Source organism: Kitasatospora aureofaciens (assembly GCF_019192735.1).
In the GTDB taxonomy this organism is placed as follows: Bacteria; Actinomycetota; Actinomycetes; order Streptomycetales; family Streptomycetaceae; genus Kitasatospora; species Kitasatospora aureofaciens_A.
Genome location: NZ_JAHTKP010000004.1, coordinates 183,694 through 208,584, shown reverse-complemented (window position 1 = coordinate 208,584; position 24,891 = coordinate 183,694). Strand labels below are relative to the sequence as shown.

The 24,891-nt window shown below is 74.1% G+C and carries 20 protein-coding genes; 18 read left to right on the top strand and 2 right to left on the bottom strand.

Annotated elements, in window-relative coordinates; genetic code table 11:
- Positions 1-55: 55 nt before the first annotated feature.
- Positions 56-943 carry an endo alpha-1,4 polygalactosaminidase gene (locus KV557_RS06590; RefSeq protein ID WP_218198781.1) on the bottom strand — a complete coding sequence of 296 codons (888 nt, stop codon included), beginning with the start codon at positions 941-943 and terminating at the stop codon, positions 56-58.
- Between the two features lie 200 nt (positions 944-1,143).
- Positions 1,144-1,503, bottom strand: coding sequence for a nuclear transport factor 2 family protein (locus tag KV557_RS06585; protein ID WP_218198780.1), 360 nt, complete (start codon positions 1,501-1,503; stop codon positions 1,144-1,146).
- A gap of 656 nt (positions 1,504-2,159) precedes the next feature.
- On the opposite strand from KV557_RS06585, the gene KV557_RS06580 reads away from it, so the two are divergent.
- Genes KV557_RS06580 through KV557_RS06495 form a run of 18 tightly spaced genes read left to right on the top strand, consistent with a single transcriptional unit; the run spans position 2,160 to position 24,846 of the window.
- A complete protein-coding gene (locus KV557_RS06580; RefSeq protein ID WP_218198779.1) occupies positions 2,160-3,833 on the top strand; it encodes a phage tail sheath family protein in 1,674 nt (557 codons plus the stop codon).
- A 47-nt stretch (positions 3,834-3,880) separates the two neighbouring features.
- A complete protein-coding gene (locus KV557_RS06575; RefSeq protein WP_218198778.1) occupies positions 3,881-4,405 on the top strand; it encodes a phage tail protein in 525 nt (174 codons plus the stop codon).
- Between the two features lie 3 nt (positions 4,406-4,408).
- The gene (locus tag KV557_RS06570; RefSeq protein WP_218198777.1) at positions 4,409-5,179 is read left to right on the top strand and encodes a hypothetical protein; all 771 of its coding nucleotides are present in this window, start codon (positions 4,409-4,411) and stop codon (positions 5,177-5,179) included.
- Positions 5,176-5,913, top strand: coding sequence for a hypothetical protein (locus tag KV557_RS06565; protein ID WP_218198776.1), 738 nt, complete (start codon positions 5,176-5,178; stop codon positions 5,911-5,913). Before KV557_RS06570 ends, KV557_RS06565 begins: the two co-directional genes overlap by 4 nt.
- Before the next feature lie 52 nt (positions 5,914-5,965).
- On the top strand, positions 5,966-7,201 hold the full coding sequence (locus KV557_RS06560; RefSeq protein WP_218198775.1) for a DUF4255 domain-containing protein: 1,236 nt from the start codon (positions 5,966-5,968) through the stop codon (positions 7,199-7,201).
- Complete coding sequence (locus KV557_RS06555) at positions 7,198-9,201, top strand: ATP-binding protein (RefSeq protein WP_256177012.1); 2,004 nt, start codon at positions 7,198-7,200, stop codon at positions 9,199-9,201. Before KV557_RS06560 ends, KV557_RS06555 begins: the two co-directional genes overlap by 4 nt.
- The gene (locus KV557_RS06550; protein WP_218198774.1) at positions 9,198-9,440 is read left to right on the top strand and encodes a hypothetical protein; all 243 of its coding nucleotides are present in this window, start codon (positions 9,198-9,200) and stop codon (positions 9,438-9,440) included. The genes KV557_RS06555 and KV557_RS06550 overlap by 4 nt, the downstream gene beginning before the upstream one ends.
- Positions 9,430-11,229: an eCIS core domain-containing protein gene (locus KV557_RS06545; RefSeq protein ID WP_218198773.1), complete on the top strand. Its 1,800-nt coding sequence runs from the start codon at positions 9,430-9,432 to the stop codon at positions 11,227-11,229. Before KV557_RS06550 ends, KV557_RS06545 begins: the two co-directional genes overlap by 11 nt.
- Positions 11,226-13,058: an eCIS core domain-containing protein gene (locus KV557_RS42275; RefSeq protein WP_256177011.1), complete on the top strand. Its 1,833-nt coding sequence runs from the start codon at positions 11,226-11,228 to the stop codon at positions 13,056-13,058. Before KV557_RS06545 ends, KV557_RS42275 begins: the two co-directional genes overlap by 4 nt.
- A 37-nt stretch (positions 13,059-13,095) precedes the next feature.
- The gene (locus KV557_RS06535; RefSeq protein WP_218198772.1) at positions 13,096-13,728 is read left to right on the top strand and encodes a hypothetical protein; all 633 of its coding nucleotides are present in this window, start codon (positions 13,096-13,098) and stop codon (positions 13,726-13,728) included.
- A 42-nt stretch (positions 13,729-13,770) separates the two neighbouring features.
- Positions 13,771-14,106, top strand: a complete 336-nt coding sequence (locus KV557_RS06530) for a hypothetical protein (RefSeq protein WP_218198771.1) — start codon at positions 13,771-13,773, stop codon at positions 14,104-14,106.
- Positions 14,099-15,220 carry a hypothetical protein gene (locus KV557_RS06525; protein ID WP_218198770.1) on the top strand — a complete coding sequence of 374 codons (1,122 nt, stop codon included), beginning with the start codon at positions 14,099-14,101 and terminating at the stop codon, positions 15,218-15,220. The genes KV557_RS06530 and KV557_RS06525 overlap by 8 nt, the downstream gene beginning before the upstream one ends.
- On the top strand, positions 15,217-15,747 hold the full coding sequence (locus tag KV557_RS06520; protein WP_218198769.1) for a phage baseplate assembly protein V: 531 nt from the start codon (positions 15,217-15,219) through the stop codon (positions 15,745-15,747). The genes KV557_RS06525 and KV557_RS06520 overlap by 4 nt, the downstream gene beginning before the upstream one ends.
- Positions 15,748-15,805: 58 nt before the next feature.
- Positions 15,806-16,111: a hypothetical protein gene (locus KV557_RS06515; protein WP_218198768.1), complete on the top strand. Its 306-nt coding sequence runs from the start codon at positions 15,806-15,808 to the stop codon at positions 16,109-16,111.
- Between the two features lie 14 nt (positions 16,112-16,125).
- Positions 16,126-16,488, top strand: coding sequence for a GPW/gp25 family protein (locus KV557_RS06510; protein WP_218198767.1), 363 nt, complete (start codon positions 16,126-16,128; stop codon positions 16,486-16,488).
- 56 nt (positions 16,489-16,544) lie between these two features.
- A complete protein-coding gene (locus KV557_RS06505; protein ID WP_256177010.1) occupies positions 16,545-19,445 on the top strand; it encodes a putative baseplate assembly protein in 2,901 nt (966 codons plus the stop codon).
- A complete protein-coding gene (locus tag KV557_RS44405) occupies positions 19,442-22,714 on the top strand; it encodes a putative baseplate assembly protein (RefSeq protein ID WP_218198766.1) in 3,273 nt (1,090 codons plus the stop codon). Before KV557_RS06505 ends, KV557_RS44405 begins: the two co-directional genes overlap by 4 nt.
- Positions 22,711-24,846, top strand: coding sequence for a hypothetical protein (locus tag KV557_RS06495; protein ID WP_218198765.1), 2,136 nt, complete (start codon positions 22,711-22,713; stop codon positions 24,844-24,846). Before KV557_RS44405 ends, KV557_RS06495 begins: the two co-directional genes overlap by 4 nt.
- Positions 24,847-24,891: the final 45 nt, after the last annotated feature.

Below are 24,891 nucleotides of genomic sequence, written 5' to 3'. Positions count from 1 at the left end.
CCATCCCCCGACGCCCCTCCGGCCCGTGCCGGAGGGGCGTCCGGCGCGGGCGCGGTCAGCAGGTCTGGCGCAGGTGGCCGGACTTGCCCTGGGGCTGGACGTTCCTGTCGCGCCGCACGATGCTCAGCTTGTCGCCCCAGCCCTTGCAGGCCTTCGACAGGCCCTTCTCGGTGTACTCGATGACGTACACCAGGTTCCCGAACGCGTCGACGTAGCCGTTGCACTCGTCCTGCTCGCCGCACTCCTCCGCGACGGCGAAGTCCAGACCGACCTTCTGGCGGTCCCCCGCCAGCTCCACCGTGTTCTTCTGGCCGATGGCCAGCTTCTTCTCGTGCGCGTGCGCGGCGATCACGGTCTCCAGCGCCTCGACGTCGGCCGCCGTCAGCAGGCCGGCCGAGCGCGTGTAGCTGTCGTAGTTGTCCGGCTCGACGGCGTTGTAGCCCTTCGCGGCGCACTCGTCGATCCAGGCGTCCACCTTCTGGGCCACCCGCTGGCGCTTGGCGTCCGTCCGGATGTCCAGGACGGCCTCGTTCCAGTTCGTGTCGTAGACGATCTTGCCGTTCGCCTCGCGCAGCAGCAGATCCGGGTCCCACTCCTTCTCGGCGCCGGACTGGGCCTGGAAGGCGTTGACGTAGCAGATGTTGTACATGCCGGGGGCCGGGGCCACGGCGTGGTCGCGGCTCACCACCGTCACCCCGGCGGGCGGCTGGTAGGGCCCGGCGATCTGGTAGTCGAACCCGGCGTGCGCCGGCGGCAACGTCACGCTCGACGGCGGCGGCAGCGCCGGGCCGGAGGACGACTCGGTGGTGTCCGGCTCGGAGGTGTCGCCGTCGTCCGAGGACGAGCTGCACGAGGAGAGCACGAGCGCGGCCGCCGCGGAGACCGCCAGCGCGGCGGCCACCCGGCGCCGCGAACGACCGGAACGGACGGGGTGGTTGGACATCGTCGGACTCCAGGGAGGACAGGCCCCCGCAGGTGCTGCCCTCGACGGTGATGGCGGCCCGGTCGGGGCGTACGGCGCTGAGGCTCACCTTACCGGCCGGCGGATCGTGTCCGAGCGGTCGTACCGGACTGGGACGAAATCCCAATGACCGCTTAACACTCCGTTCACTCCGCGCCCGGCCCTGGGAGGCCCTGAGACTCTCAGGCCTCGGGGCCGTAGGCGCCGAGGCCGCGGCAGACCAGATCGTCGCGGAAGGTCAGAACCTCGGCGACGGGGCGGCCTTGCTCGTTGCGGTAGTTGATGACCAGCGTGTCGACGGAGGCGCGGACGTCCTCGATCGTGAAGTGCAGGTCGGGGAGGTGCTGGAGGCCCTTGGCCCAGTAGGCGCGCAGGGCCTCCTTGCCGCGGACCTCACCGGACGGGTCGCCGAGGATTTCGAGGATCCGGGGGGAGGCGAAGACGACGTCGTCGGTGAAGTGGGCGAGGATGCGCTCCAGGTCGTGGGCGTTCCAGGCGGCGGCCCACTCCTGGGCGAAGGTGGTGGCGAAGGCGTGATCCATAACCGTGGACGGTACGACAATCGGGCTACGCCTGCTGGGCATTCCGGCATCCGGTCACCAGGTGACCGGCAGGTGGTCGGCCGGGGCGGCTGCGCGGGGGTGAAGGGGAGCCGGTGCAGCGGGGGGAGGGTGGAGCCGGGGGTGGCGGGCGCGATGGGGAGCCTCCTGGTTCGGCGTGCGGGGTGTACGGGACGGGAGGGTGACGGAAGGGTCAATGTCCAACTGTCGTATTTTCACCGGCACTTGGCTCATCTGCGGTGCTTTTGACCTTCCGCCCAGATGGTACCGAAAGATCACGATCCGGTCCTTCAGTGCGCTACGGGCCAGCGCGCCGACCGGTCGGTGCGGCCCGCGTTCTTCTCCCGCAGTCGGCAGTGGCCGCGCACGGACGGGATCACTGGGCGTCCCTGCGCAGGTGGCCGCCGTCGGACCTCTCGCACCGTTCGAGCACCTCGGCACCGTCCCAGGCCAGGCGCTCGACCCCGTGCGAAGGTTCCGGGACCGTCACTGGTGCGTCACGGCGGCCGTTCAGCGGTGTGCATGGACGGTGACGCCGCCGTGATGGCCGGTGCGGACGGTAGGCGGTACTGCGGTACTTGCGGTACTGACTGCGGGCGTTGCGAAGGCCTTGCGAAGCCCTTGCGAAGGGAGCCACGATGCCCATCAGCCCCACCTATCCGGGCGTCTACATCGACGAGCTGCCGAGCGCGGTGCGCACCATCGTCGGGGTGCCGACCTCAATCGCCGCCTTCGTCGGCACGGCGCCGCGCGGATCGGTGACGGACCCGGTGCACATCACCAGCTGGGCGGACTACGAGCGCGAGTTCGGCGGCCTCGACCCCGCCAGTGACATGAGCTACGCGGTCTACCAGTTCTTCCAGAACGGGGGCGCGGAGGCGGAGATCGTCCGCATCGTCGCCGTGAAGCCGGCCAACGCCTCGGCCGACGCCTTGACGGACGCGCCCACGTACCCGGCGTACGCCACGATCGTCCTCGCCGCAGCCTCCGGCGCCGCAGCCGACGCGGTCACCCTCACCGCCGTCAGCCCCGGTGACTGGGGCAACCACCTGCGCGCCCGGGTCAACTACCAGACCCGGGACAAGGCGGCGAACCCGGCCGACCAGAAGAGCTTCAACCTGACCCTGCGCGACACGGTCACCGGCGTCACCGAGAGCTACCTCAACATCGGCACAGCGCTCGGCAGCGTCGACCGGCTGAGCGTCGCGCTGGCCGCCTCCGCGCTCGTCACCGTCCCGGCCTCGGCGGACGGCAGGCTGCTCGCGAGCAACGCGGACGTCCCGGCCGGCCAGGATCCGTTCCCCGACGGCAAGGGCGCCGGCCACGGGGACTGGTACGTCGACTCCAAGGGCGGCCTGGACGGCACCGCCACCCCGGTCAGCGCCGACTACCTGGGCGACAGCTCCCCGGTCAAGGACGGCAAGCAGGGCATCTACCAACTGCTGAAGACCGACATCTTCAACATCCTGTGCCTGCCGGGACCGCCCGGCCAGGTCGGCGACACCGCCCATCCGGCCGGGATCCTCACCCAGGCCGCCAAGCTCTGCCTGGACCGGCGGGCGATGCTCCTGGTGGACCCGCCCGACGCCTGGCACAGCGTCGCGGACGTCGCCAGGGCCGCCGCGCCCGGCGGCAGCGGGCTACCGCTCACCGGCGACGTCGCCCGCAACGCGGCGGTCTACTTCCCGCGCGTCCTGATCGCCGACACCGAACAGCAGAACCTCGTCCGCGACTTCCCGCCCTGCGGGGTCGTCGCCGGCGTGTGGGCCCGTACGGACGTCGCCCGCGGCGTGTGGAAGGCCCCGGCGGGGACGGACGCGGGCCTCAACGGCGTCATCGCGCCGCAGGTGCCGATGACCGACCCGGAGAACGGCATCCTCAACCCGCTCGGCGTCAACTGCCTGCGCCGGCGCCCGGTGTTCGGCAACGTCGTCTGGGGCGCGCGCACGTTGCGCGGCGCCGACGTCCTGGCCGACCAGTGGAAGTACGTACCGGTGCGGCGGCTCGCGCTGTTCATCGAGGAGAGCCTCTTCCGGGGCACCCAGTGGGTGGTCTTCGAACCGAACGACGAGCCGCTGTGGTCCTCGATCCGGATCAACGTCGGCGCGTTCATGAACACCCTGTTCCGCCAGGGCGCCTTCCAGGGCCGCACCCCCGGGGACGCGTACCAGGTGGTGTGCGACGCGACCAACAACCCGCAGAACGACATCGATCGCGGGATCGTCAACATCCAGGTCGGCTTCGCCCCGCTCAAGCCCGCCGAGTTCGTGATCATCCACATCCAGCAACTCGCCGGCCAGATCCAGGTCTGAGCCATATCCAGGTCTGAGCCAAATCCAGGTCTGAGGAAAGGCACGTCATGGCCGACAGCAGGACCAAGCGCCGCGACCCGTACAAGAACTTCCGCTTCCGGGTGAAGTTCGGCGGCGGCACCGACTACATCGCCGGTGTCAGCAAGGTGACCGGGTTCAAGCGCAGCACCGAGGTGATCAAGCACCGCAGCGGCGGCGACCCGGCCACCAGCACCAAGCTCCCCGGGCGCACCGAGTACGACCCGATCATGCTGGAGCGCGGGGTCACCAGCGACAAGGTCTTCGAGCAGTGGGCGAACCGGGTGTGGAGCCTGCACAACTCCGGTAGCGGGCTGGAGTCCTCGCTCAAGGACTTCCGCCGCGACATCATCGTCGACGTCTTCAACGAGGCCGGCCAGAAGGTGCTCTCCTACCAGGTGTTCAACTGCTGGGTGTCGGAGTACCAGCCGCTCTCCGACCTCGACGCCAACGCCAACGCCGTCGCCATCCAGCACATCAAGCTGGAGAACGAGGGCTGGGTCCGCGAGGACCTGCCCGAGCCCGTCGAGTCCGGCTTCGAAGACCCGGCCTGACGGATGAGCGCGCTCACCGAGGCGGGACTGCACACCGACGCTGGACCGCTCACCGAGGCGGGGCTGCTCACCGAGGCGGGACTGCTCGCCGTCTGGGAGGCCGGGCGCGGCCAGGACGCCGTCCGCCGCGCCCTCGTGCTCGCCGCGGCCGGCGGCGGCGACCCGTCGGCCGTCGCGGACCTCGCCGTCGGCCGGCGCGAGGAGCTCGTCCTCGCCCTGCGGGAACGCTGCTTCGGGCCGGGGCTGCCGTGCGCGGTCACGTGTCCGTCCTGCCGCACGGAACTCGAACTGGAGCTCACCGCCGCCGACGTGACCGCCGGACCGGCCAGTGGCTCGCATCGGATCCAACTGGGCTGCTACGAGGTCGATTTCCGCCCGATCACCAGCCGGGACCTGCTCGCCGTCGGATCCTCGCCCCGCGACGCCGCCCGGCGGGCGCTGCTCGGACGGGTCCTCACCTCGGCCACCGCGGACGGCGCGCCGGTGGCCGCCGGAGACCTCCCGGCGGCCGTCCTGGACACGCTGGCCGGCGCCCTCGCCGCTCACGACCCCCAGGCGGACATCCGCCTGGACCTGGACTGCCCGGACTGCGGCCACACTTGGACGTCCCCGTTCGATGCCGCCGCCTACCTGTGGGCCGAACTCGACGCCCACGCACGCCGGTTGCTCCACGACGTCCACGTCCTCGCGACCGCCTACGGCTGGTCCGAGGCCGAGGTGCTGGCCGTCGGACCCGAACGGCGGCAGCTCTACCTGGAGTTGGTGACGGGATGACCGATTTCGTGAGCCGCCTGCTCGGCCACACCGACGCGGGCGCACCGCCGATCCGGCCGCTGATCGGGTCGATCTTCGAGCCCCGGCGGGGGCGAATGCGGTACGCCGAAGGCGAGTTGACATCGCTGACGGGTGGAGCGGACGGCCTGTCCTGGGCCGTCGAAGTGCCGCAGCTGGCGGGCCCGGCTGGGGCGGCCGAACGTCGGGCGGCGTCTGATGCGCCACCGATTCGCGCCGAGGCCTCGCCGGCGGAGCGTCCGGTGCAGGACGGGACGGCCCTACGGGGACGGGAGTCCGTAGCGAAGGAGGGAGCCGGAACGCCGGGAGAGCCTGTGCCCGAACGGCAGCAGGAGACCGTCGCCCTGCCGAAGCCCCGGCGGGGGCCGTACGCCGAGGACGACTTGCCGCCGCTGACGGGCGGAACGGCCGGCCTGCCCGAGGTGCCGGAGGAGCACGCCACGCCCGTCGAGCCGGCCGGTACGGACGCGCCGACGCCAGCCGCCTCCCACCCCATCCGGGCACAGCACTCGGCCCCACCGCACCCCGCCACCCCGCCGCCCACACCCCGGCGCGAGCGCGCCGCCGCGCCGAGCGTGCACATCACCATCGGCCGCGTCGAGGTCCGGGCGCAGCGCGAGGCCCCCGTGCCGCCGCCGCGCAAACTGCCCGAGCGGCGGCCCTCGATGAGCCTGGAGGACTACCTCCGCACCCGCGCGCAAGGGGAGGGCCGATGAGCGAGCACAGCGAGCGACCCATCGAACGGCGCGTGCAAAGCGAGGCCGGCGCATGAGCGACGAGGAGGCGATCGCCGCCGTCACCAAGACCCTCAGCGGCCTCATCCTCCACGCCCTCGCCGACGTCCCCGGGGCGGGCGTGGACACCCGGCCGCTCGACGAACTCGCCGACGGCACCCGGGACAAGCTCGTCAACGTCTACCTCTTCCAGGCCGACGTCGACGGCTCCCTGCGCAACGCCGACCGGCTCGACCTGGCGCCGGGCGAGAGCGGCGGCCCGCCGTTCCCGCTCGTGCTGCACTACCTCGTCACGCCGTTCGTCAAGCGCGACCCCGGCCTCGACGCGCACCGGCTGCTCGCCCGGGCCGTCCGCGTCCTGCACGACAACCCGGTGCTGCAGCGCAGCGAACTGGCCGCGTTCGCACCCGAGAGCGACGTCGCCAAGCAGCTGGACCGCATCAGGATCACGTGGCAGCCGTTCGGAGAGAAGGACATCTACTCGCTCTGGACGGCGTTCCAGACGCCGTACCGGATGTCGGTGGCCTACGAGGTGAGCGCGGTGCTGATCGACGGCCACCGCCCGCCCGCCGCGCCGGTGCCGGTGCTCAGCCGGGGGCCGGACGACCGCGGTCCAACCGCGCAGGCCGGGCTGCCGCTCGGGCTGCCGGCCCTGGCCGGGGCCGTGCCGCCGGACGGGCAGCCCGCGGTCCGGCCCGGCGATCGGGTCGTGCTGCGCGGCGGCGGCCTGACGGCCCGGTCCGCCGAGGCCCGGCTGAACCATCCGATGCTGCCGGCCCCGGTCGTGGTGCCGCTGGCGCCGGGGTCGCTCACCGATGGCGAGGCACGGTTCACCGTCCCCGCCGGGACCCCGGCCGGGCTCTGGTCGGCCGGGCTCGCCCTGACCCGGCAGGTCACCGAGGGCGGGGTGTCCCGGCAGGTCGTGACGGTCACCAACGAGGTCCCGCTCGCGGTCGCACCCCGGATCACTCACCTGCCCGCGCAGGTGCCCCGGACCACCGACGGCAGCGCGGTGATCGAGCTGCGGTACTCCCCCGCCGCGCTGCCCGGCCAGCCGGTGCTGCTGATCTTCGACGGCCGCGCGATCCCGCCCGACCTGCCCGGTCACGGCGCGCCCCGGCCGCCGGACCACCCCCGGTTCACGGTGCCGCACGCGGCCACCGGCCGGCACCTGGTGCGGCTGCGGGTGGCGGGCGTGGACAGCCTGCTGGTCGACCGCTCGGGCCCCCGGCCGGTGTTCGACCCGACCCAGGCGGTGACGGTGACATGACCGAGCAGAGGGAGGCCGCCAACGGCCGGTTCCTCGCCGCGTCGCTGGCCTGGCTGCGCCTGGTGCTGCGACGGGCGATCGCGGAGAGTCCGACGCCCCCGCAGCCCGCGGCCACCCGTCCCCGAGGCTTCCGTCGAACCGAGGCACCGCCGCAAGTTACCAACAGAGAATCGAAAGTGACTGATCGTCACATCACCGATGCCACCGAGGCCGTACGCGCAGCCGAAGCCGAGGCGACCCCGCCCCTCGCCGAACTCGCCGACCGCCTCGGCCTCTCCCGCTTCGAGCGCGACACCCTCCTCCTCTGCGTGGCCGTCGAGTTGGACCCGTCCATCACCCGCCTGTACGCCCTCGCCCACGGCGACGAGCGCATGACCTACCCCACCTTCGGCCTGGCCCTCACCGCCCTCCCCGACCCCGCCTGGGAGGTGGTCTCCCCGCAGGGCGGCCTGCGGTACTGGCGGCTGGTCGAGCTCGCCCGGCACCCCGGCCAGAGCCTGGTCGGCAGCGCCCTGCGCGCCGACGAGCGGATCGTCCACCACGTCAAGGGCCTGAACGACCTCGACGACCGACTCGCCCCGCTGGTCGAACGCCTCACCCCCGGCTCCCCGGCGGACCTGCCGCCCTCCCAGCAGGCCGTCGCCGACGAGCTCGCCCGCGCCTGGCGGCGGCCCGGCGCACCCGTCGTCCAGCTCGTCGGCCCCGACGGGCCCGGCAAGCGGCTGGTCGCCGCCCGGGCGGCGGCGGAGCGCGGACTGCTCGCCTGCCGACTGCCCGCCGCGCTGCTGCCCGCCGAACCGGCCGAACTCGACCACCTGGCCCGGCTGTGGCGGCGCGAGGCCGCGCTGCTGCCGCTCGCGCTCTACCTCGACGCCGAGGACGCCGACCCCGCCGACCCCCTGCCCGGCCGGTTCCTCGCCCGCACCGGCGGCGCCCGGCTGCTCGCCGTCCGGGAGGGCCGCCCCGACCCGGAGGGTGGCGCGCAGCTGCTCGACGTCGCGCCGCCCACCCCGGCCGAACGCGCCCGCGCCTGGCGGGAGTTCTACGGCCCGGGGCCGGACGCGGACGCGCTCGCCGCCCAGTTCGGGCTGGCCCTGCCCGCCATCCGGGAGGCCGCCGCCACCGCCGACGGCGACCCGGCCGGCGCCTGGCGGGCCTGCCGGATCCGCACCCGGCCCCGGCTGGACGCCCTCGCGCAGCGCCTGGAGCCGAAGGTGAGCTGGGACGACATCGTGCTGCCCGCGGACGCCCGCCGGGCGCTGGAGCGGATCGCCGACCAGGTCGCGCACCGCACCACCGTCCACGAGGCCTGGGGCTTCGGCGCGCGCATCACCCGGGGGCTCGGCGTGGGCGCCCTGTTCGCCGGGCCGAGCGGCTCCGGCAAGACGATGGCCGCCGAGGTGCTCGCCCACCACCTGCGGCTCGACCTCTACCGGATCGACCTGTCCGCCGTCGTCAGCAAGTACATCGGCGAGACGGAGAAGAACCTGCGCCGCCTGTTCGACGCGGCCGAGGACGGCGGCGCGCTGCTGTTCTTCGACGAGGCGGACGCGCTGTTCGGCAAGCGCAGCGAGGTCCGCGACGCGCACGACCGGTACGCCAACATCGAGGTCGACTACCTGCTCCAGCGCATGGAGGGCTACCGGGGCCTGGCCGTGCTGGCCACCAACCTGCGCTCGGCGCTGGACGGGGCGTTCCTGCGGCGGCTGCGGTTCGTCGTCGAGTTCGAGTTCCCCGGCCCCGAGCTGCGCCGCACGATCTGGGCGAAGGCCTTCCCGCCCGCCGCGCCGCGCGACGACCTCGATCTCGACCGGCTCGCGCGGCTCCAGGCCAGCGGCGGCATGATCCGCAACATCGCGGTCAACGCGGCCTTCCTCGCCGCCTCGGCGGGCACACCGATCGGCATGCCGCACGTGCTGGCGGCCGCCCGCAGCGAGTTCGAGAAGCTCGAACTCCCCATGACCAAACGGGACTTCCGCTGGGAGGGGGCTTCCTCGTGACGAGCATCGAGCTGCACATCGACCACCTGGTCCTGGACGGTGTCGACGGGGACCCCGGCGAGATCGCCGACGCCCTGCGGTCCGAGCTGGCCAGGCTGCTCGCATCGGCGCCGGCGGCGGACTGGCGGCCGGGACGGGCACACCTGCGGCGCGGCCCCGAGGTCAGCGTCGGCCCTGCGGCGACGACCGGCCGCGACCTCGCCGCGTCCGTCTACCGGGCGGTGCGCGATGGGCACTGAGCACCTGCCCGAACGCCGGCCCGCCGGTCGCGCCCCGGAGAAGGCCGGGACCGCCGGAGCCCCGCTTCCCGCGCAGGCCGCGGATCGGATGGGGGCGGCCTTCGGCCAGGACTTCAGCGAGGTCCGCGTCCACACCGACGCCGCAGCCGACCGGGAGGCCCGCGCGATCGACGCCCAGGCCTTCACCGTCGACCACGACATCGTCTTCGCCGCCGGCGGCTTCGCCCCGGACACCGAGCACGGCGAGCGGCTGCTCGCCCACGAGCTCGGCCACGTCGTCGAACAGCGCACCACCGGCCCCCGGCTCGCCCGCCAGCCGGCCGGGCAGGTGGTCACCCCGCCGCAGACCGACCGGCGCAGCTACGTGGAGTCGGCGATCGGCTGGCTGCGCGGCTCCGCCGAGTTCCACGGGCAACCGGGCCTGCCGGACGCCGCCCACGGCCCGCGCCCGCTGGTACGGGTCGAACCCGGCGCTGTCCCGGGGCGGTTGACGGCCTACCTCCGGATCCGCGACGACGCGGCCACCACGATCACCGCCGCGCTCGGCGGCGACCAGGCGCTCACCGCCGACCTGCGCGCCGCCTACCGGGACGCCGTCCGCGCCCTGCTCACCGCTGCGGGCGCCACGCCGTCCGGGCCGTCCGGGCCGTCCGGGCCGTCCGGGCCGTCCGGGCCGTCCGGGCCGTCCGCCGACGAGTTGTACCTGCGGCACCAACAGCTGATCCATGCGTGGGCCTGGCCCACGGCGCGCCCGGACCCGCGCCGCAACGAGCTGCTGGACGCCGTTCCGCAGGCGGAGCGGGCCCGGGTCCAGGTGGACACCAGCGACCTCACCATCGACGGGCTCGCGAACGTGTTCGACCCGAACGCGGTCATCCCCGACCTGCCGGCGCACACGACCGTCACCGTCGCACCCGGCGTGCCGACCGGACAGCGGGCGGGCCTGGCCAACCTGGCGCGCTTCCTGGTCACCGGCAGGCCGCCGCTGCTGGCCGTCAACCGCAGCACTACGCTGCGGCTCGACGTCGGCGGGAAGGGCACCTACCGCTTCACCCAGGTCCAGCACCAGGACGAGCGGGGGCGGCCCACCGGGCGGGAGGTGCTGGTCGAACACCTGGCCACCCTCGGCCCGGAACGGGACGCGGCCGCACCGGGGCCCGGCGGCACGGACGTGTTCGCCCGGCACCACTTCCGCCGGGACGCGAGCTGGACGGACGACGGCCAGTTCGCCCAGCTGCTCGGTGCTCTGGCCGTCGTCCCCGAGGAGCTCCTCGCGCGGATCGACGGAATCACCTTCGCCCGGGTGCCCACGATCCCCGGCCACGAAGCGCGGTACCAGCTCGCGGACCACACCGTCGCGGTCGCCGACAGCGCCTTCCGCCCGCCGTCGCTCCGCGCCTTCCAGGGCCCGGACCGGACGGCGAACGGGTTCCAGCGGCTCATCGCGCACGAGCTCGGGCACGCGGTCGACTGGGCGGTGCTGCGCGGTGCGCAGACCGCCGCGGACGCCCGGGTGGCCCTTCGCACGGCCCGCGCCGAGTCCGGCGCCCGCTTTCAGGGCGGCACGCTCACCGACGCGCTGCCCGCCCGCGAGGCAAACGAGTTCCGCACCGCCGCAGGGCAGGACGGCGGCGCCCGGATCACCGCGTACGCCGACCACGACTGGCGCGAGTTCTACGCCGAGGCGTTCTCCCTCCACGTCACCGACCCGGACACTCTGCGGCTCCTGCGCCCGCACCTGTACGCGTACTTCACCCGCCACCTGCCCGCTCCGGGGAGGCAGCCATGACCGCCCAGGCCGAACCGCCCGCCCCGCGCCCCGTCCTCCGCCGCTGCGCGTGCGAGCCCGACGAGACCCACCTGCGGCGCTTCGCCACCTCCACCGGCCCGGCGCACGCGCCGCAGGCCGTCCACGACGTGCTCGGCACCCCGGGCGTCCCGCTCGACTCCGGTGCCCGCGCCGCGCTGGAGCCCCGCTTCGGCCGGGACTTCAGCCAGGTGCGCGTGCATGCCGACGCCGCTTCGGGCGCCTCGGCGCAAGCCGTCGGCGCGCGGGCCTACACCGTCGGGCAGGACATCGTGTTCGCCGCCGGCCGGTACGCGCCGGGCACCGCCGAGGGGCGGCGGCTGCTGGCCCACGAACTGACGCACGTCGTGCAGCAGAGCGCCGCCGGCCCGGCCGTGGCCACCTCGCCGCTCACGGTCGGCGCCGCCAACGACCCCGCCGAGCACGAGGCCGAGCGGGTCGCGGACCGCGTGACGGCCGGCCATTCCGCCGCCTTCACCGCGGCCCCCGCCGCCCGGGTGATCCGCCGCCAGGCCACCGGGACCTCCGTCATCGTCGACACCATCGCACCCGGCGGCCTCACCAGCCACGGCTTCGTCTTCGACGCCCGCGTGGACCGCACCCAGTACCGCAACCAGACCGACGCGGACCGCGCCCGGGCCAACCCGGCCGCCAACGTGCCGATCATGGACACCGGCCACGTCCGGGTCCGCTACGACGCGCTGAACCACCGCCTGACGCTGCCGCTCCAGGTCGCCGTCCGGGGCGCGACGCCCGCCGACATCACGGCTGCGGGCAAGCTCGTCAGCCCCGGCCAGACCGCCCCGGCCACCGTCGACCCGACGCTGGTGGAGCGGGTCGCCACCGAGTACATCACCGCGTGCAACAGCGCGCTCAACGGCTGGTACGAGGTGGTCCTCGAAGGCGGCACGGGGCTCTGCGCCGGTCCGCCGATCCCGATCGTCGCCGAGGTCACCCGGGTCACCGGCGGGACACCGGACTACACGATCGTCGTGAGCAACCTCCGGGGCCGATCCTCCGTCTCCCCCGGCGCCGGCCGGGTGCTGCTGCTCTCGGGCAGCACCGACCGGCTGACGTTCGCGCACGAGGCCACCCACATGGTGCTGGGCCACCCCGACGAGTACCGCGAGGACGACGCGCAGCTGCGCCGGGACTTCCCACTGCAGAAGGGGGACGAACGCGTCCGCACCGACTGGTCGCTCTCGGCGAGCCAGTTCGACGTCGGCAACTGGTTCCTCCTCCACGAGCGGCACTTCTCCTTCGTCCCGGTCTTCCTGCACGCCGTGTTCACCCAACTCGGCCAGCCGCAGTGCAATCCCGTCCTGCGCCCGGTCCGCCGCCCGGTCCTCCCCGAGTTCCGGATCTCCCTCGGCACCGGCTACGCCTCCTACGGCGGCGGCGCCGTCTCCGTGTCCGGCGGGCTCGACCTCGGGCTGGAGCTCAACCGCACGCGCGAGTGGCAGTTCTTCCTCGGCGCCCACGCGACCCTGCTGAGCGCCCTGGACTACCGCAGCGCCTCCGCCTTCCTCGCCGGCGCCCGCTTCGGGCTCGGCTACCGCTACCGTCCGGCGGATCAGGGGTTCCAGCTCGGCGGGTACGGCGAACTCGGGGCGGCCACCGAGTTCGGCGCGCGCACCAACCGCCCGGCGGCACCGTTCGTCGGCGGCGGCCTGCGGGCGGGCTACCACACCCCGCGGTTCGGCGGCGGCACCGCCATCGACGTCGGCCTGGACGTCGGCGCGGGGACGCGCCTGGAGGCCGATCCGGTGCGCTGGTACCGGATCGGCCTGGAAGCCGGGGTGTCCTTCTGATGCGAGCGACGGAGACGAACCCGATGGAGGTCACCAAGTGACGGCGTTCCCCGAGGCGTTCACCCCGGTGCGCGGCGGCTTCGTGCTCGTCGACCCCGACCGGGGCACCGTACTGCGCACGATCCCGTTCCAGTACAACCCCGACACCCTCACCCGCACGCTCACCCCGCAGGGCATCGGCAACGAGCCCGGCGACCGCCTGGAGGTGCTGCGGCTCAAGGGTCCGGCCCAGGAGCAGTTCCGGTTCGACGCCGAGTTCGATGCCACCGACGCACCCGAGAAGTACCCCGACGGGCTCCACCCGGTGCTCTCCGCCCTGGAGTTGAGCATGTACCCGACCGTGCAGCAGCTGCGGCACGAGGACGCCCTGGCGCGCAACGGGCAGATCGAGGTGGCGCCGATGGAGTCGCCGCTGCTGGTCCTCGTCCTCGGCCCCAGGCGGGTGGTGCCGGTGCGGATCACCGAGTTCACCGTCACCGAGGAGTTCTTCGACCAGGCCCTCAACCCGGTCCGGGCGAAGGTCGGCGTCAGTGTGCGGGTGCTCACCGTGGACGACCTCGGGCACCAGCACCACGGCGGGGTGCTCTACCTGACCTACCAGGGCCGCAAGGAGGGCTTCGCCCAGGCCGTCCGCAACCCGATCTCCGACGTCGGCACCCCGCGCGTCTGACCAACCCGCCGAGACTCGCCGTGACTTGCCGAGAGGAAGCCCATGTTCGCCCTCACCAGCCGCTACCGGTCCCTGCCGACCGCCACCCACCGCCTGCCGGACGGGCGCACGGTGACGTACGTCCGGCGCCGCTTCCTGCCGCACCCGGAGGAGCTGACCCTGCTGCGCGAGCACGTCGTCACGGCGGGCGAGCGGCTGGACCGGATCGCCTTCGCCGAACTGGGCGACGCCGAACTCGCCTGGCAGCTCGCCGACGCGAACCGGGCCGTCGACCCGGACGAACTCGCCGTCACCGGACGGCGGTTGCGCATCACCCTGCCCGCCACGGCCGGACCGGGCGCCGCCTCGCTGCTCGTCCCGGGAGCGCTCAATGGCTAGAAGTGTCCAACTCCTGCTGCGGATCGGCAACATCATCACCGCCCCCGCGCCCCAACCCCTCATGGACGCCCTGCAGTCCGTGCAGGTGACGTCGAGCACCGGCTCGCGCAGCGGCTTCCAACTCGCCTTCGCCGTCAGCAAGAAGTCCGTCATCACCCAGGTTCTGCTGCCCGCCGGACTGCTCGACCCGCCCGCCCGGGTGGTCATCGCGGCGATCGTCGCCGGCTCCACCGAGGTGCTGATGGACGGCGTGATCACCCGGCACGAGCTCAGCCCCGGCGACGCACCCGGCACCGCGACCCTCACCGTCACCGGTGAGGACCTCACCCTCCTGATGGACCTGCGCACCGAGCACGCCTGCTACCCGGCCATGCCGCACAACGTCCGGGCGACCCTCGTCCTGCTCAAGTACGCGCTGTACGGGGTGGTTCCGGTCGCGATCCCGCCGGTCATCCCGACCGTCCCCAACCCGCTCGACCAGATCCCCGTCCAGTCCAGCACCGACCTGGAGTACCTGCGCAGCCTCGGCGAGGAGGTCGGGTACACCTTCTACCTCGTGCCCGGCCCGGCCCCCGGCGCCAGCATCGCCTACTGGGGGCCGGAGATCCGCGTCGGCGTCCCGCAGCCCGCGCTCACCGTCGACTCCGGGGCGGCGGACAACGTCGAGCAGCTGTCCTTCACCTTCGACGGCCTGGCCCGCACCCAGTACACCGTCCGGATCACCGAGCCGAACACGAAGATCGGCATCTCCGTCCCGATCCCCAGCCCCAGCCTCCTCAAGCCGCCGCTCGCCGCCCGCCCGGCCGTCGCCCTCCGGGAGGAGCCGATCGTCAAGCTCACCGATCGCTCGATCACCGACGCGATGCTGCGCTCCGTCAGCGTCACCTCCAAGGCGGCCGACGCCGTCACCGGCCAGGGCAAGCTCGACGTGCTGCGCTACGGCCGGGTCCTCGCCGCCCGCGGCCTGGTCGGCGTCCGCGGCGCGGGCCTCGCCTACGACGGCCTGTACTACGTCAGCAGCGTCACCCACGACATCAAGCGCGGCGAGTACACCCAGAGCTTCAGTCTGGCCCGGGACGGCTTCGTCCCCTTCTCCGACCGGGTGGCACCATGACGGCGAGCAGCGCCAACCAGCAGCCGGACTTCCGCGACCTCTACCGGGGCGTCGTCGTCTCCAACTTCGACCCCCTGCAACAGAACCGGATCATGGTCCGGGTCGACGACGTGCTCGGCAACGACCCGTGCATCTGGGCCGTCCCGCAGTACGCGACGGCCGGCATGCACGTCGTCCCGTCCGTGCAGTCCGGCGTGTGGATCAAGTTCGAGGACGGGGACGTCAACCGGGCCGTGTGGACCGGGTTCTGGCGCGGCGGCACGATCGAGCAGCCGCCGGTCGCCGCGCTCGTGCCGCCCGAGGTGCCGCAGGTCGTGCTCAGCACGCCGGCCGGCAACTACGTGCTGCTCACCGACGCCACCGAGCCGACCGGCGGCATCCGGCTCCAACTGCGCGGCGCCGCCGGGCCGTACATCAAGCTCAGCGAGGCCGGCATCGAACTGTCCTGCGGCCCCGGGCTGGCGAGCATCCGCCTCGCCGGCACCTCCGTGATCATCAACAACGGCACCCTCGTCGTACCGAAGTAGTCGCACCGAAGTAACTGGGGGACCCATGCCCGGCCTCGCCCTCCACACGGGAATGACCATGACCTGCCCGCACGGCGGCACCGCCACCGTCCTGCCCGCCGGCCCGCCCGGCGCCCTGGTCGACGGACTGCCACTGGCGACCAGCGCCAACCGGATCGTGGTCGCCGGCTGCGCCGTGACGCCGCCGTGCGCGACGGTGCAGTGGGCCAACGTGTCCTCGGTGCTGGTCAACGGCGCGCCGCTGCTCACGCAGGCACCGCCACCGACCCCTCCCCCGGTCCCCGGCGGCGGCGTGTGCCTCGGCTCGCCCACCCCCGGGCCGCCGCTGGTCCTGGCGATGCAGACCCTCGTCACCGGGCTCTGAGCGGAGGACGCGCCATGGACCTCGCCTTCCCGTTCCGCATCGACGCCCGCGGCCGCACCGCCGAGGCCGACTACCCCGGCCACGTGCTCGGGATGATCGAGCAGCTGCTGTTCACCACCCCCGGCGAGCGCGTCAACCGCCCCGACTTCGGCTGCGGTCTGCTCGACCTGGTCTTCGAACCCGACAGCGTCGAACTCGCCGCCGCGCTCCAGGTCTCGGCCGAGGGCGCCCTGCACCGCTGGCTGGGCGACGTCATCGTGGTCGACTCGCTCCGGGTCACCGCCGAGGAGAGCACCCTGCGGATCGAACTGCGCTACCTGCTCATCGCCACCGGCGAGGTGCGCACCGACGTCCTCGAAGGGAGCGTGACCCGATGAGTGAGCCGATGACTGACCCGATGGGTGAGCCGATGACTGACCCGATGGGTGAGCCGATGACTGACCCGATGGGTGAGCCGATGACGTGCTCCGACGAGCGGCGGCGGGCCCGGCTGCGGGCGAGCGGCTTCAACGGCATCGACAGCGTGGACGTCCTCGACGAGGGCCCGGGCGACGAGCTGGTGGTCGTCCTGTTCGGCAAGGCGCCGGAGGGCCTGGCCCCGGCCAACTTCCGCATCGACGGCGGGGAGCGGATCACCGGGATCACCGTCCGGGAGGTGCGGCGCGAGGCCGCGGAGGACCGCGAGCTGGCGGACCGGCTGGTGCTCACCACCGACCGGCCCGGCGACCTGTCCACCTACCGGCTGAGCGTCGTGCGCACCGACCCGCACGGCCGGCCCGGCACCGACCCGTACCCGGGCTTCGACCCCCGGTACGCGAGCGCCGACTTCACCTTCCGGCCCGAGTGCGCGACGCTCGACTGCGCCGCGGACGACGGCTGCGCGCCCTCGTACCCGCCCGCGCCGGAGATCGACTACCTGGCCAAGGACTACCAGAGCTTCCGCCAACTCCTGCTCGACCGGCTGAGCCTGACCATGCCGGCCTGGATCGAGCGGCACGTGCCCGACCTCGGCATCACCCTGGTCGAGCTGCTCGCCTACGAGGCCGACCGGCTCAGCTACCGCCAGGACGCGGTCGCCACCGAGGCCTACCTCGACACCGCCCGGCTCCGGGTCTCGGTGCGCCGCCACGCCCGGCTGGTCGACTACGCGATGCACGACGGCTGCGCGGCCCGCGCGTGGGTCTGCCTGGAGACCGACGAGGACCTCACCCTGCCCGCCGGGGACTTCCGCTTCGCCACCCTGGCCCCCACCGTGCTGCCCGACCTCGGCGCCGCCGTGCTCACCTCCGACCTGGAACGCCGCCACCTGCCGCCGTACCAGGTGTTCGAGCCGGTCCACGACGAGGACGTCCCGCTCCACGCCGCCCACAATCTGATCCACGTCTGGACCTGGGGCGACGCCGAGTGCTGCCTCCCTACGGGGACGACCTCGGCGACGCTCGTCGACGGCACCTCGGGCGCTCGCACCCTTCGGCTCCGGCCCGGCGACGTCCTGGTCTTCGAGGAGATCCTCGGCGCGAGGACCGGCACGGCCGCCGACGCCGACCGCACCCACCGCCAGGCCGTCCGGCTGGTCTCCGTCACCGAGGACGTCGACCGGCTCTACGACCAGCCCGTCCTGCGGGTCGCCTGGGCGCGCGAGGACGCGCTGGCCTTCCCGTTCTGCGTCAGCGCCCGGGGCGGCCCCGGCTGCACGGATCTGGAGGTGGGCGTCGCCCGGGGCAACACCGTGCTGGTCGAGCACGGCGCGCGCATCGACTGGTGCCACCGGCCGCCCGAGACGATCGACGTCCCCGTCCTGCCGCCGAACGAACCCGGCTGCCCGGACCGGACGGGCTTCGGCTGCCCCGAGGACGGCACCGCCGGACGCCCGGCGTACCCGCCGCTGCCGGTCCGCTTCGCCCCCGCGCTGCGCCAGTCGCCGGTGACGCAGAGCGCGCCGTTCCCCACCGACGCCGTCATCGCCGCCGCCCAGGCCGACCGCCTGCTCGGCCTGCCCGAGCGGGCCCGGCGCCGGATCACCGCGATCTGGCACCGGCTGCCCCCGCAGGACGGCCGGCTCACCCCCGCCGAACGCGCCTATCTGGTCGTCCTGTTCGGTGAGGCCGTGCTGCAACGGGTCGACGCCGACGGCCGTCCGCGCGAGGCCCTGCGCACGCTGCTCGCGCGCTTCGACGAGCTGCTCGCGGCGAAGCTCGCGCGCTGGGCCGAACTCGTCCGGCGGGCGCGGGCCGGCCACGTGCTCCGGTGGGACGCCGAGGGCTGGGAGATCGGCCAGAGCTGGGGCGAGCACGAGCGCGAGCGCCTCCGCGAGAGCGACCCGGCGTTCCGGGGCCCGGCCGCCACGGCCACCGCCCCCGACCCCCGGGCCGCGTTGCCGGCCGTCCGGCTCACCGACCAGGACGGCCACGACTGGCGGCCCCGCCGCGACCTGCTCGACAGCGGGCCCGCCGACCGCGACTTCGTCGGCGAGACCGACGACGACGGCGTCCTGCGGCTGCGCTTCGGCGACGGCCTGGACGGCGCCGCATTCCCGCCGGCCGACGCCCCCGGCGTGCGCTGTACCGTCCGTTACCGGGTCGGCAACGGGACGGCGGGCAACGTCGGGCCCGAGGCGATCAGTCGGGTCGTGCTCTGCTCGACCCACCAGCACGGCATCCGCCTCGTCCGCAACCCGCGGCCCGCCACCGGCGGCGTCGACCCCGAACCCGTCGACGACGTCCGCCGCCTCGCCCCGATCGCACCGACCACGCGCCTGCTGCGCGCGATCACGGCGGACGACTACGCCACGCTCGCCGCCGCCGTCCCCGGCGTCCGGCGCGCGGCGGCCGACCTGCGCTGGACCGGCAGCTGGTACGAGGCGCAGGTGGCCGTCGAGGCCTTCGGCACCGAGACGGCGCCCGACCGGCTGCTCGACGCCGTCCGCGCGTCGCTGTTCCGCTACCGCCGGATCGGCCACGACCTCGCCGAGTTCAGCGCCACCCTCGTCCCGCTCGACGTCGCCCTCCGGGTGCAGGTCGAGCCCGACCACGTCGCCGGGCACGTCCGGGCCGGGCTGCCGGCCGCCTTCGCCGCCCTGTTCGCCCCGGACGCGCTGACGTTCGGCGCGCCCGTCCGCGTCAGCCGCCTGGTCGCGGCGGCGGTGTCCGTCCCCGGCGTGCAGCACGCCGAAGTCACCCGCCTGGACCGCCTGTTCGCCGGCCCCGCGGACCCCGGCGACGCCCTCACGACCGGCGTGCTGCCGATCGGGCCGCTGGAGGTCGCCCAGCTCGACAACGACCCGTCCCGGCCCGAACACGGCCGCCTCACCATCGACTTGGAGGGCGGACAATGACCTGCGACTGCGGCTGCTGCGCCGGTGTCGAAGCCGTCACGCCGACGCCGATCCTCAACCCGCCCGGCCTGCCTGCGCTGACCTACCGGGCCGGCACCTACGCGACGTTCCGCGCCTCCATGCTCGCCCGGCTCGCCGGCCGCCGCGCGCTCGACCCTCTCACCACCCGCGAGCCGGACGACCCGGCGATCGCCCTGCTCGACTGCTGGGCGATGGTCGGCGAGGTGCTGACCTTCTACCAGGAGCGCATCGCCAACGAGGGCTACCTCGGCACCGCCACCGAGCCCGAGTCCCTCGACCACCTCGGCCGGCTCGCCGGGCACCTCCCCCGCCCGCCGCTGGCGTCCGGCACCTACCTCGCGTACACCCTCGACCCGGGCGCGCGCAGCCTCATCCCGGCCGGGTCCGGCGTCAGGAGCCAGGCGGCGAACGGCCAGTTGCCGCAGACCTTCGAGACAGCCGAGGACCTCGTCGCCCGCGAGGAGTGGAACACCCTCGCCGTCCGGCTCACCGACCCGCCGGACATCACCCTCGGCAACGTCGACTCCGCCCTCGTCTCCTTCGCCGTGGACGGCACCACCGCGAACCTCCGCAAGGGCGACCGGCTGCTCTTCGCCTTCGCGCCCAGCGGCCTCGCGCCCGACCTCCACGCCCGCACCGTCGCCGACTCCACCGTCGACTTCCTCGCGAGCCGGACCGACGTGACCCTGGTGTCCCGCGCCACCCCGCTCGACGCCTTCACCACCGCCGTCACCGCGCTCGCCGACGCCGTGCGCGTAGCGACCGGGGACCCGGTGACGGGCGTGGACCCGGCCGCGGCCCGGATCGTCACCGACATCCTCACCCCGCTCGCCGCCCTCCTCACGCCCACCCTCACCCCGGCCGGCGCGCTGGGCACGGTCGCCGACTACCTGCAACGGCTGCCGGAGGCGATCGCGCTCGCCGCAAGGGGTGCCACCTGCGCGCTCACGGACTGGCTCGGCGGCGACCTCGACACCGTCCAGCGCGACGGCCGCACCCTGCTCACCCTCGCCGCCCAGCTCGCCCGCCGCAGCGACCCCGAGATGGCCCAACTGCGCGCGCTCGCCCGCTCCTTGGTCTGTCCGGACAACTGCAGCGGAGACTCCCAGCAGGACGAGGGCGGGCCCACGTGCAAGGACCCGTACCAGGCCGTCGGCCTGGTCGCCCTCACCCCCGTCCTCCCGGCGCTGCGCCGCCCGCCCTCCCGCCCGCCGCGCTCCGCCCGCGCCCTCGACACGCCCGTCCAGCAGCTGTTCCGGCCGGACTCGGACGTCCACCCCCGGCTGCTCGCCGCCGCCGACCCCCGCCTCGCCCCGGTGTACGACGCGTGGCGACGCGAGCGGATCACCGACCCGCCGCCGCTGGCCGGGCTGACCGTGCTGCGCCTCCGCGCGGCCATCGCGCTGGCCCGGAAGAAGCCGCAGCCGGCCGCGGCCGACACCCGGGTGGACCAGATCCTGCTCGACGCGGTCCACGACACCGTCCTGCCCGGCCGGCCGGTCCTCGTCGGCACCGGCGACGGCACGGACACGGTGGTGCTGTTCCCCGACCGCGTCCTGCCCGCCCAGCTCGACGTGACCGACCCGAGCGGCAGGAAGATCGGCGAAGTCACCGTCACCATGCTGGAGTTCGACACCCCGCTCGACCCCGCCAAGGGCCCGCTCGGCAAGGGCACCCCGGTGTGGGCGCAGGGCGAGCCGCTCACCCCGGTCGGCGCGCCGATCCCCGACGACGTCGGGCAGGCCGCGATCGACCTCGACCGGTGCCACGACGGCCTCAAGCCCGGCCGCTGGGTGATCGTGTCCGGCGAACGGACCGACGTGCCGCACACCAGCGGCGTGCGGGCCGCCGAACTCGCCATGGTCGCCGGGGTGAGCCAGCGCCTGGACCGGACCGTCGACGGCCGGCCCGTGCTGCAACGCGGCCAGGGCCCGCAGACCCGGCTGCTGCTCGCGGGCGACCTCGCCTACACCTACCGGCGCGCCACCGTGAGGATCCACGGCAACGTCGTCGCCGCCACCCAGGGCGAGACCCGCGACGACATCCTCGGCAACGGCGACGCGGGCGTGCCCGGCCAGGTGTTCCCGCTGCACCTGGTCGCCGACGCGACCCCGCTGACCTGGACCGCCGCCGACAACCCGCTCGGCGCACAGAACTCCCTCACCACCCGGGTCAACGGCGTCGCCTGGCACGAGACCCCCGCACTCGCGCTCTCCGGCCCGAACGACCACACCTACGAACTGCACGGCGCCTCCGTGGCGTTCGGCGACGGCGTGCACGGCGCCCGCCTGCCCTCCGGCAGCCAGAACGTCACCGCGCGGTACCGTACCGGCGCGGGCGCCTCGGGCAACCTCCCCGCCGACCGGGTCAACCAGCTCGCCGCCCGCCCGCTCGGCGTCAGCGCGGTCACCAACCCGCTGCCCGCCACCGGCGGCGCCGACGGGGACGGTCCGGAGGACGCGCGGACGGTCATCCCGCTGCGACTGCGCGCGCTCGACCGGCTGGTGTCCGTCCAGGACTACGAGGACTTCACCCGGGCCCGGGCCGGCATCGGCAAGGCGAGCGCGGTCAAGCTCTTCGACGGCACCCGCGAGGTCGTGCACATCACCGTCGCGGCGGTCGGCGACGCGCCGGTCGACCCGCTCTCCGATCTGTTCACCATGCTCGAACGCTCCCTGGTGGACTTCGGGGACGCCGGGGTGCCGGTCCGGGTGGCCGCGCGGGAGCTGCGGCTCATCGTGCTCGACGCCGGGGTCAAGGTGCTGCCCGACTACGCGTGGGAGCTCGTCGAACCGGCCGTCCGGGCCGCGCTGGCCGCCCGGTTCGGCTTCGCCGCGCGCACCCTCGGCCGGCCCGCGTTCCTCAGCGAGGCGATCGCCGCGATCCAGGCCGTCGAGGGCGTGGACTACACCGACGTGCACGTCTTCGCCGACGTCCCGGGCGACGTCACTCCGATCCAACTGGCCCAGCTGGCCGCGCAGTTGACAAACGCCAGTCCGTGCCTCCCTGCTCTCCCTGCCCACTTCGAGCAGACCGAGTACCGCGTCACGTCCGGCGACACCCTCACCACGGTGACCCAGCGGTTCGGCCTGCACCTCGACGAACTCGCCGCGCTGAACCCGCCGTTGACGAGTACCGACCTCCATCCCGGGCAACTCCTCACGGTCTTCCGCGGTGTCCGCCCCGCCCAGCTCGCCGTGCTCCCGGCCGACGTGCCGGAGGCGCTCACCCTGCGGAGGATCCCGTGACCGCCGACCGCGACCGCCTTTACGCCCTCCTCCCGTCCGTCGTCCGCCGCCGCGACGCCGAGCAGGGGTGGCCGCTGCGCGCGCTGCTCGGCGTGGTGCAGGAGCAGGCCGACGTCATCGAGGCCGACATCGAGCAGCTCTACGACGACTGGTTCATCGAGACCTGCCAGGGCTGGGTCGCGCCCTACCTCGGCGAGTTGGTCGGCTACCGCGTCCTGCCCGGCTCCGCCGAGGCGCTGACGAGCCCGACCAAGGCGGCGCAGCGGCTGCTCGCCGCGATCGCCGGGCGGCGCGACGTCGCCCACACGGTCGCCGACCGGCGCCGCAAAGGCACGCTCGCGCTGCTGGAGCAGCTGGCCGCGGACGTCGCCGGGTGGCCCGCCCGGGCGGTGGAGTTCCGCACCCTGCTCGGCCTCACCCAGCCGGTCCGGCTGCTCGGGCGCGACCCGCGCGCCGACCGCCGCAGCCTCGCCCGGGGCCGCACGGTGGACCTGCACGCGGTCGACGCGCTGGACCGGATCGACGGCCCGTTCGACCGGCTCGCCCGTACGGTCGACGTCCGACGCATCAACTCGGCGCGCACCCAAGGCCGTTACAACCTCCCCGAAGTGGGCCTGTTCCTGTGGCGGCTGCGCCCGTACCCGGTGACCCGCGCGCCCGCCCACTGCGACGACCGGGCCCGCACCCACTTCACGTTCAGCGTGCTCGGCAACAGCGCACCGCTGATCGTCAAGCCGGTCGGCGGCCCGTCACCGGCGCACCTCGCGGACGAGAGCACCGTGCCCGCATTCATCCGCCGCCTGGCCTTCGCCGAGCGGACCGCGCAGTTCTACGGACCGGGCAAGAGCCTGTGCGTCTACGTCGGCGGCGAGCCGGTGCCACTGCACCGGATCGTGCCGGCCGACCTGACCGGCTGGCGCCACCACCCGGCCAACGACCAGGTCGCGATCGACCCGGTGCTCGGCCGGATCGCCTTCCCCGCGCGCCACGCGCCGACCGAGGGCGTGTGGGTGGACTACCACTACGGCTTCAGCGCGGACCTGGGCGGCGGCGAGTACGTCCGGCCGCTCGACCTCCGGCGCCCGGCGGCGTTCTACCGGGTCGGCCGGAACGGCGAGTTCACCGAGATCGGCGCTGCGCTGCGCCAGTGGCAGGCCGACAAGGCGGCCGACCCCGGCAAGCGCGAGGCCGTCATCGAGATCACCGACGCCGGGGACTACCTGGAGCGGCTCGCCATCACCCTGGAACCGGACGACCGCCTCACCCTGCGCGCCGCGCAGGGCGCCCGCCCGGTGCTGCGGGTCCTGGACTGGAACAGCAACCGCCCGGACGCGTTGCACGTCGTGGGCCCGCCGGCAAAGGCGGCCGGGAAGCCGCCGCGGATCACGTTCGACGGTCTGCTCGTCGCCGGGCGCGGCCTGCGGATCTCCGGCGGCGTCGGCGCGGTCGTGCTGCGGCACTGCACCCTGGTACCCGGCTGGTCGCTCGACCAGGAGTGCAACCCCGAGCACGCCGAGGAGGCGAGCGTCGAACTGGCCGACACCCCGGCCTGCCTCCAGGTCGAGCACAGCATCCTCGGCCCGATCCTGGTCAACGCCGACGAGGTGCACGCCGAGCCCAACACGGTCTGGCTCTCCGACAGCATCCTCGACGCCACCGGCCCCGGCCCGGCCGCGCTATCCGCCCCGGACCGCCGACCCGCCCACGCCGTCGTCAGCATCCGCCGGACCACCGTGTTCGGCGCCGTCCTCACCCACGGCGTCGGCCTGGTGGAGAACTCGATCGTCACCGGCTGCCTGCGCGTGGACCGCCGCCAGTCGGGGTGCGTACGGTTCTGCTGGCTCGGACCGGGCTCGCGCACGCCCCGCCGCTTCCACTGCCTGCCCGCCGCGCCACCCCCCGGCGCCCCGCAGCCCGTCGTCCCGAGGTTCACCAGCACCCGGTACGGCACCCCCGGATACGCCCAACTCGCGCCGGACTGCCCGGAGGAGATCCGGCGCGGCGCCGACGACGGCTCCGAACCCGGCGCCTTCCACGACCTGTTCCAGCCGCAGCGCGAGGACAACCTCCGGCTGCGGCTCGCCGAGTACGTGCCGGCCGGCTGCGACGCCGGCCTGGTGCTCGTGACGTAGCTCGTGACGTAGATCTTGACCTAGATCGTTACCCAGGAGACAACC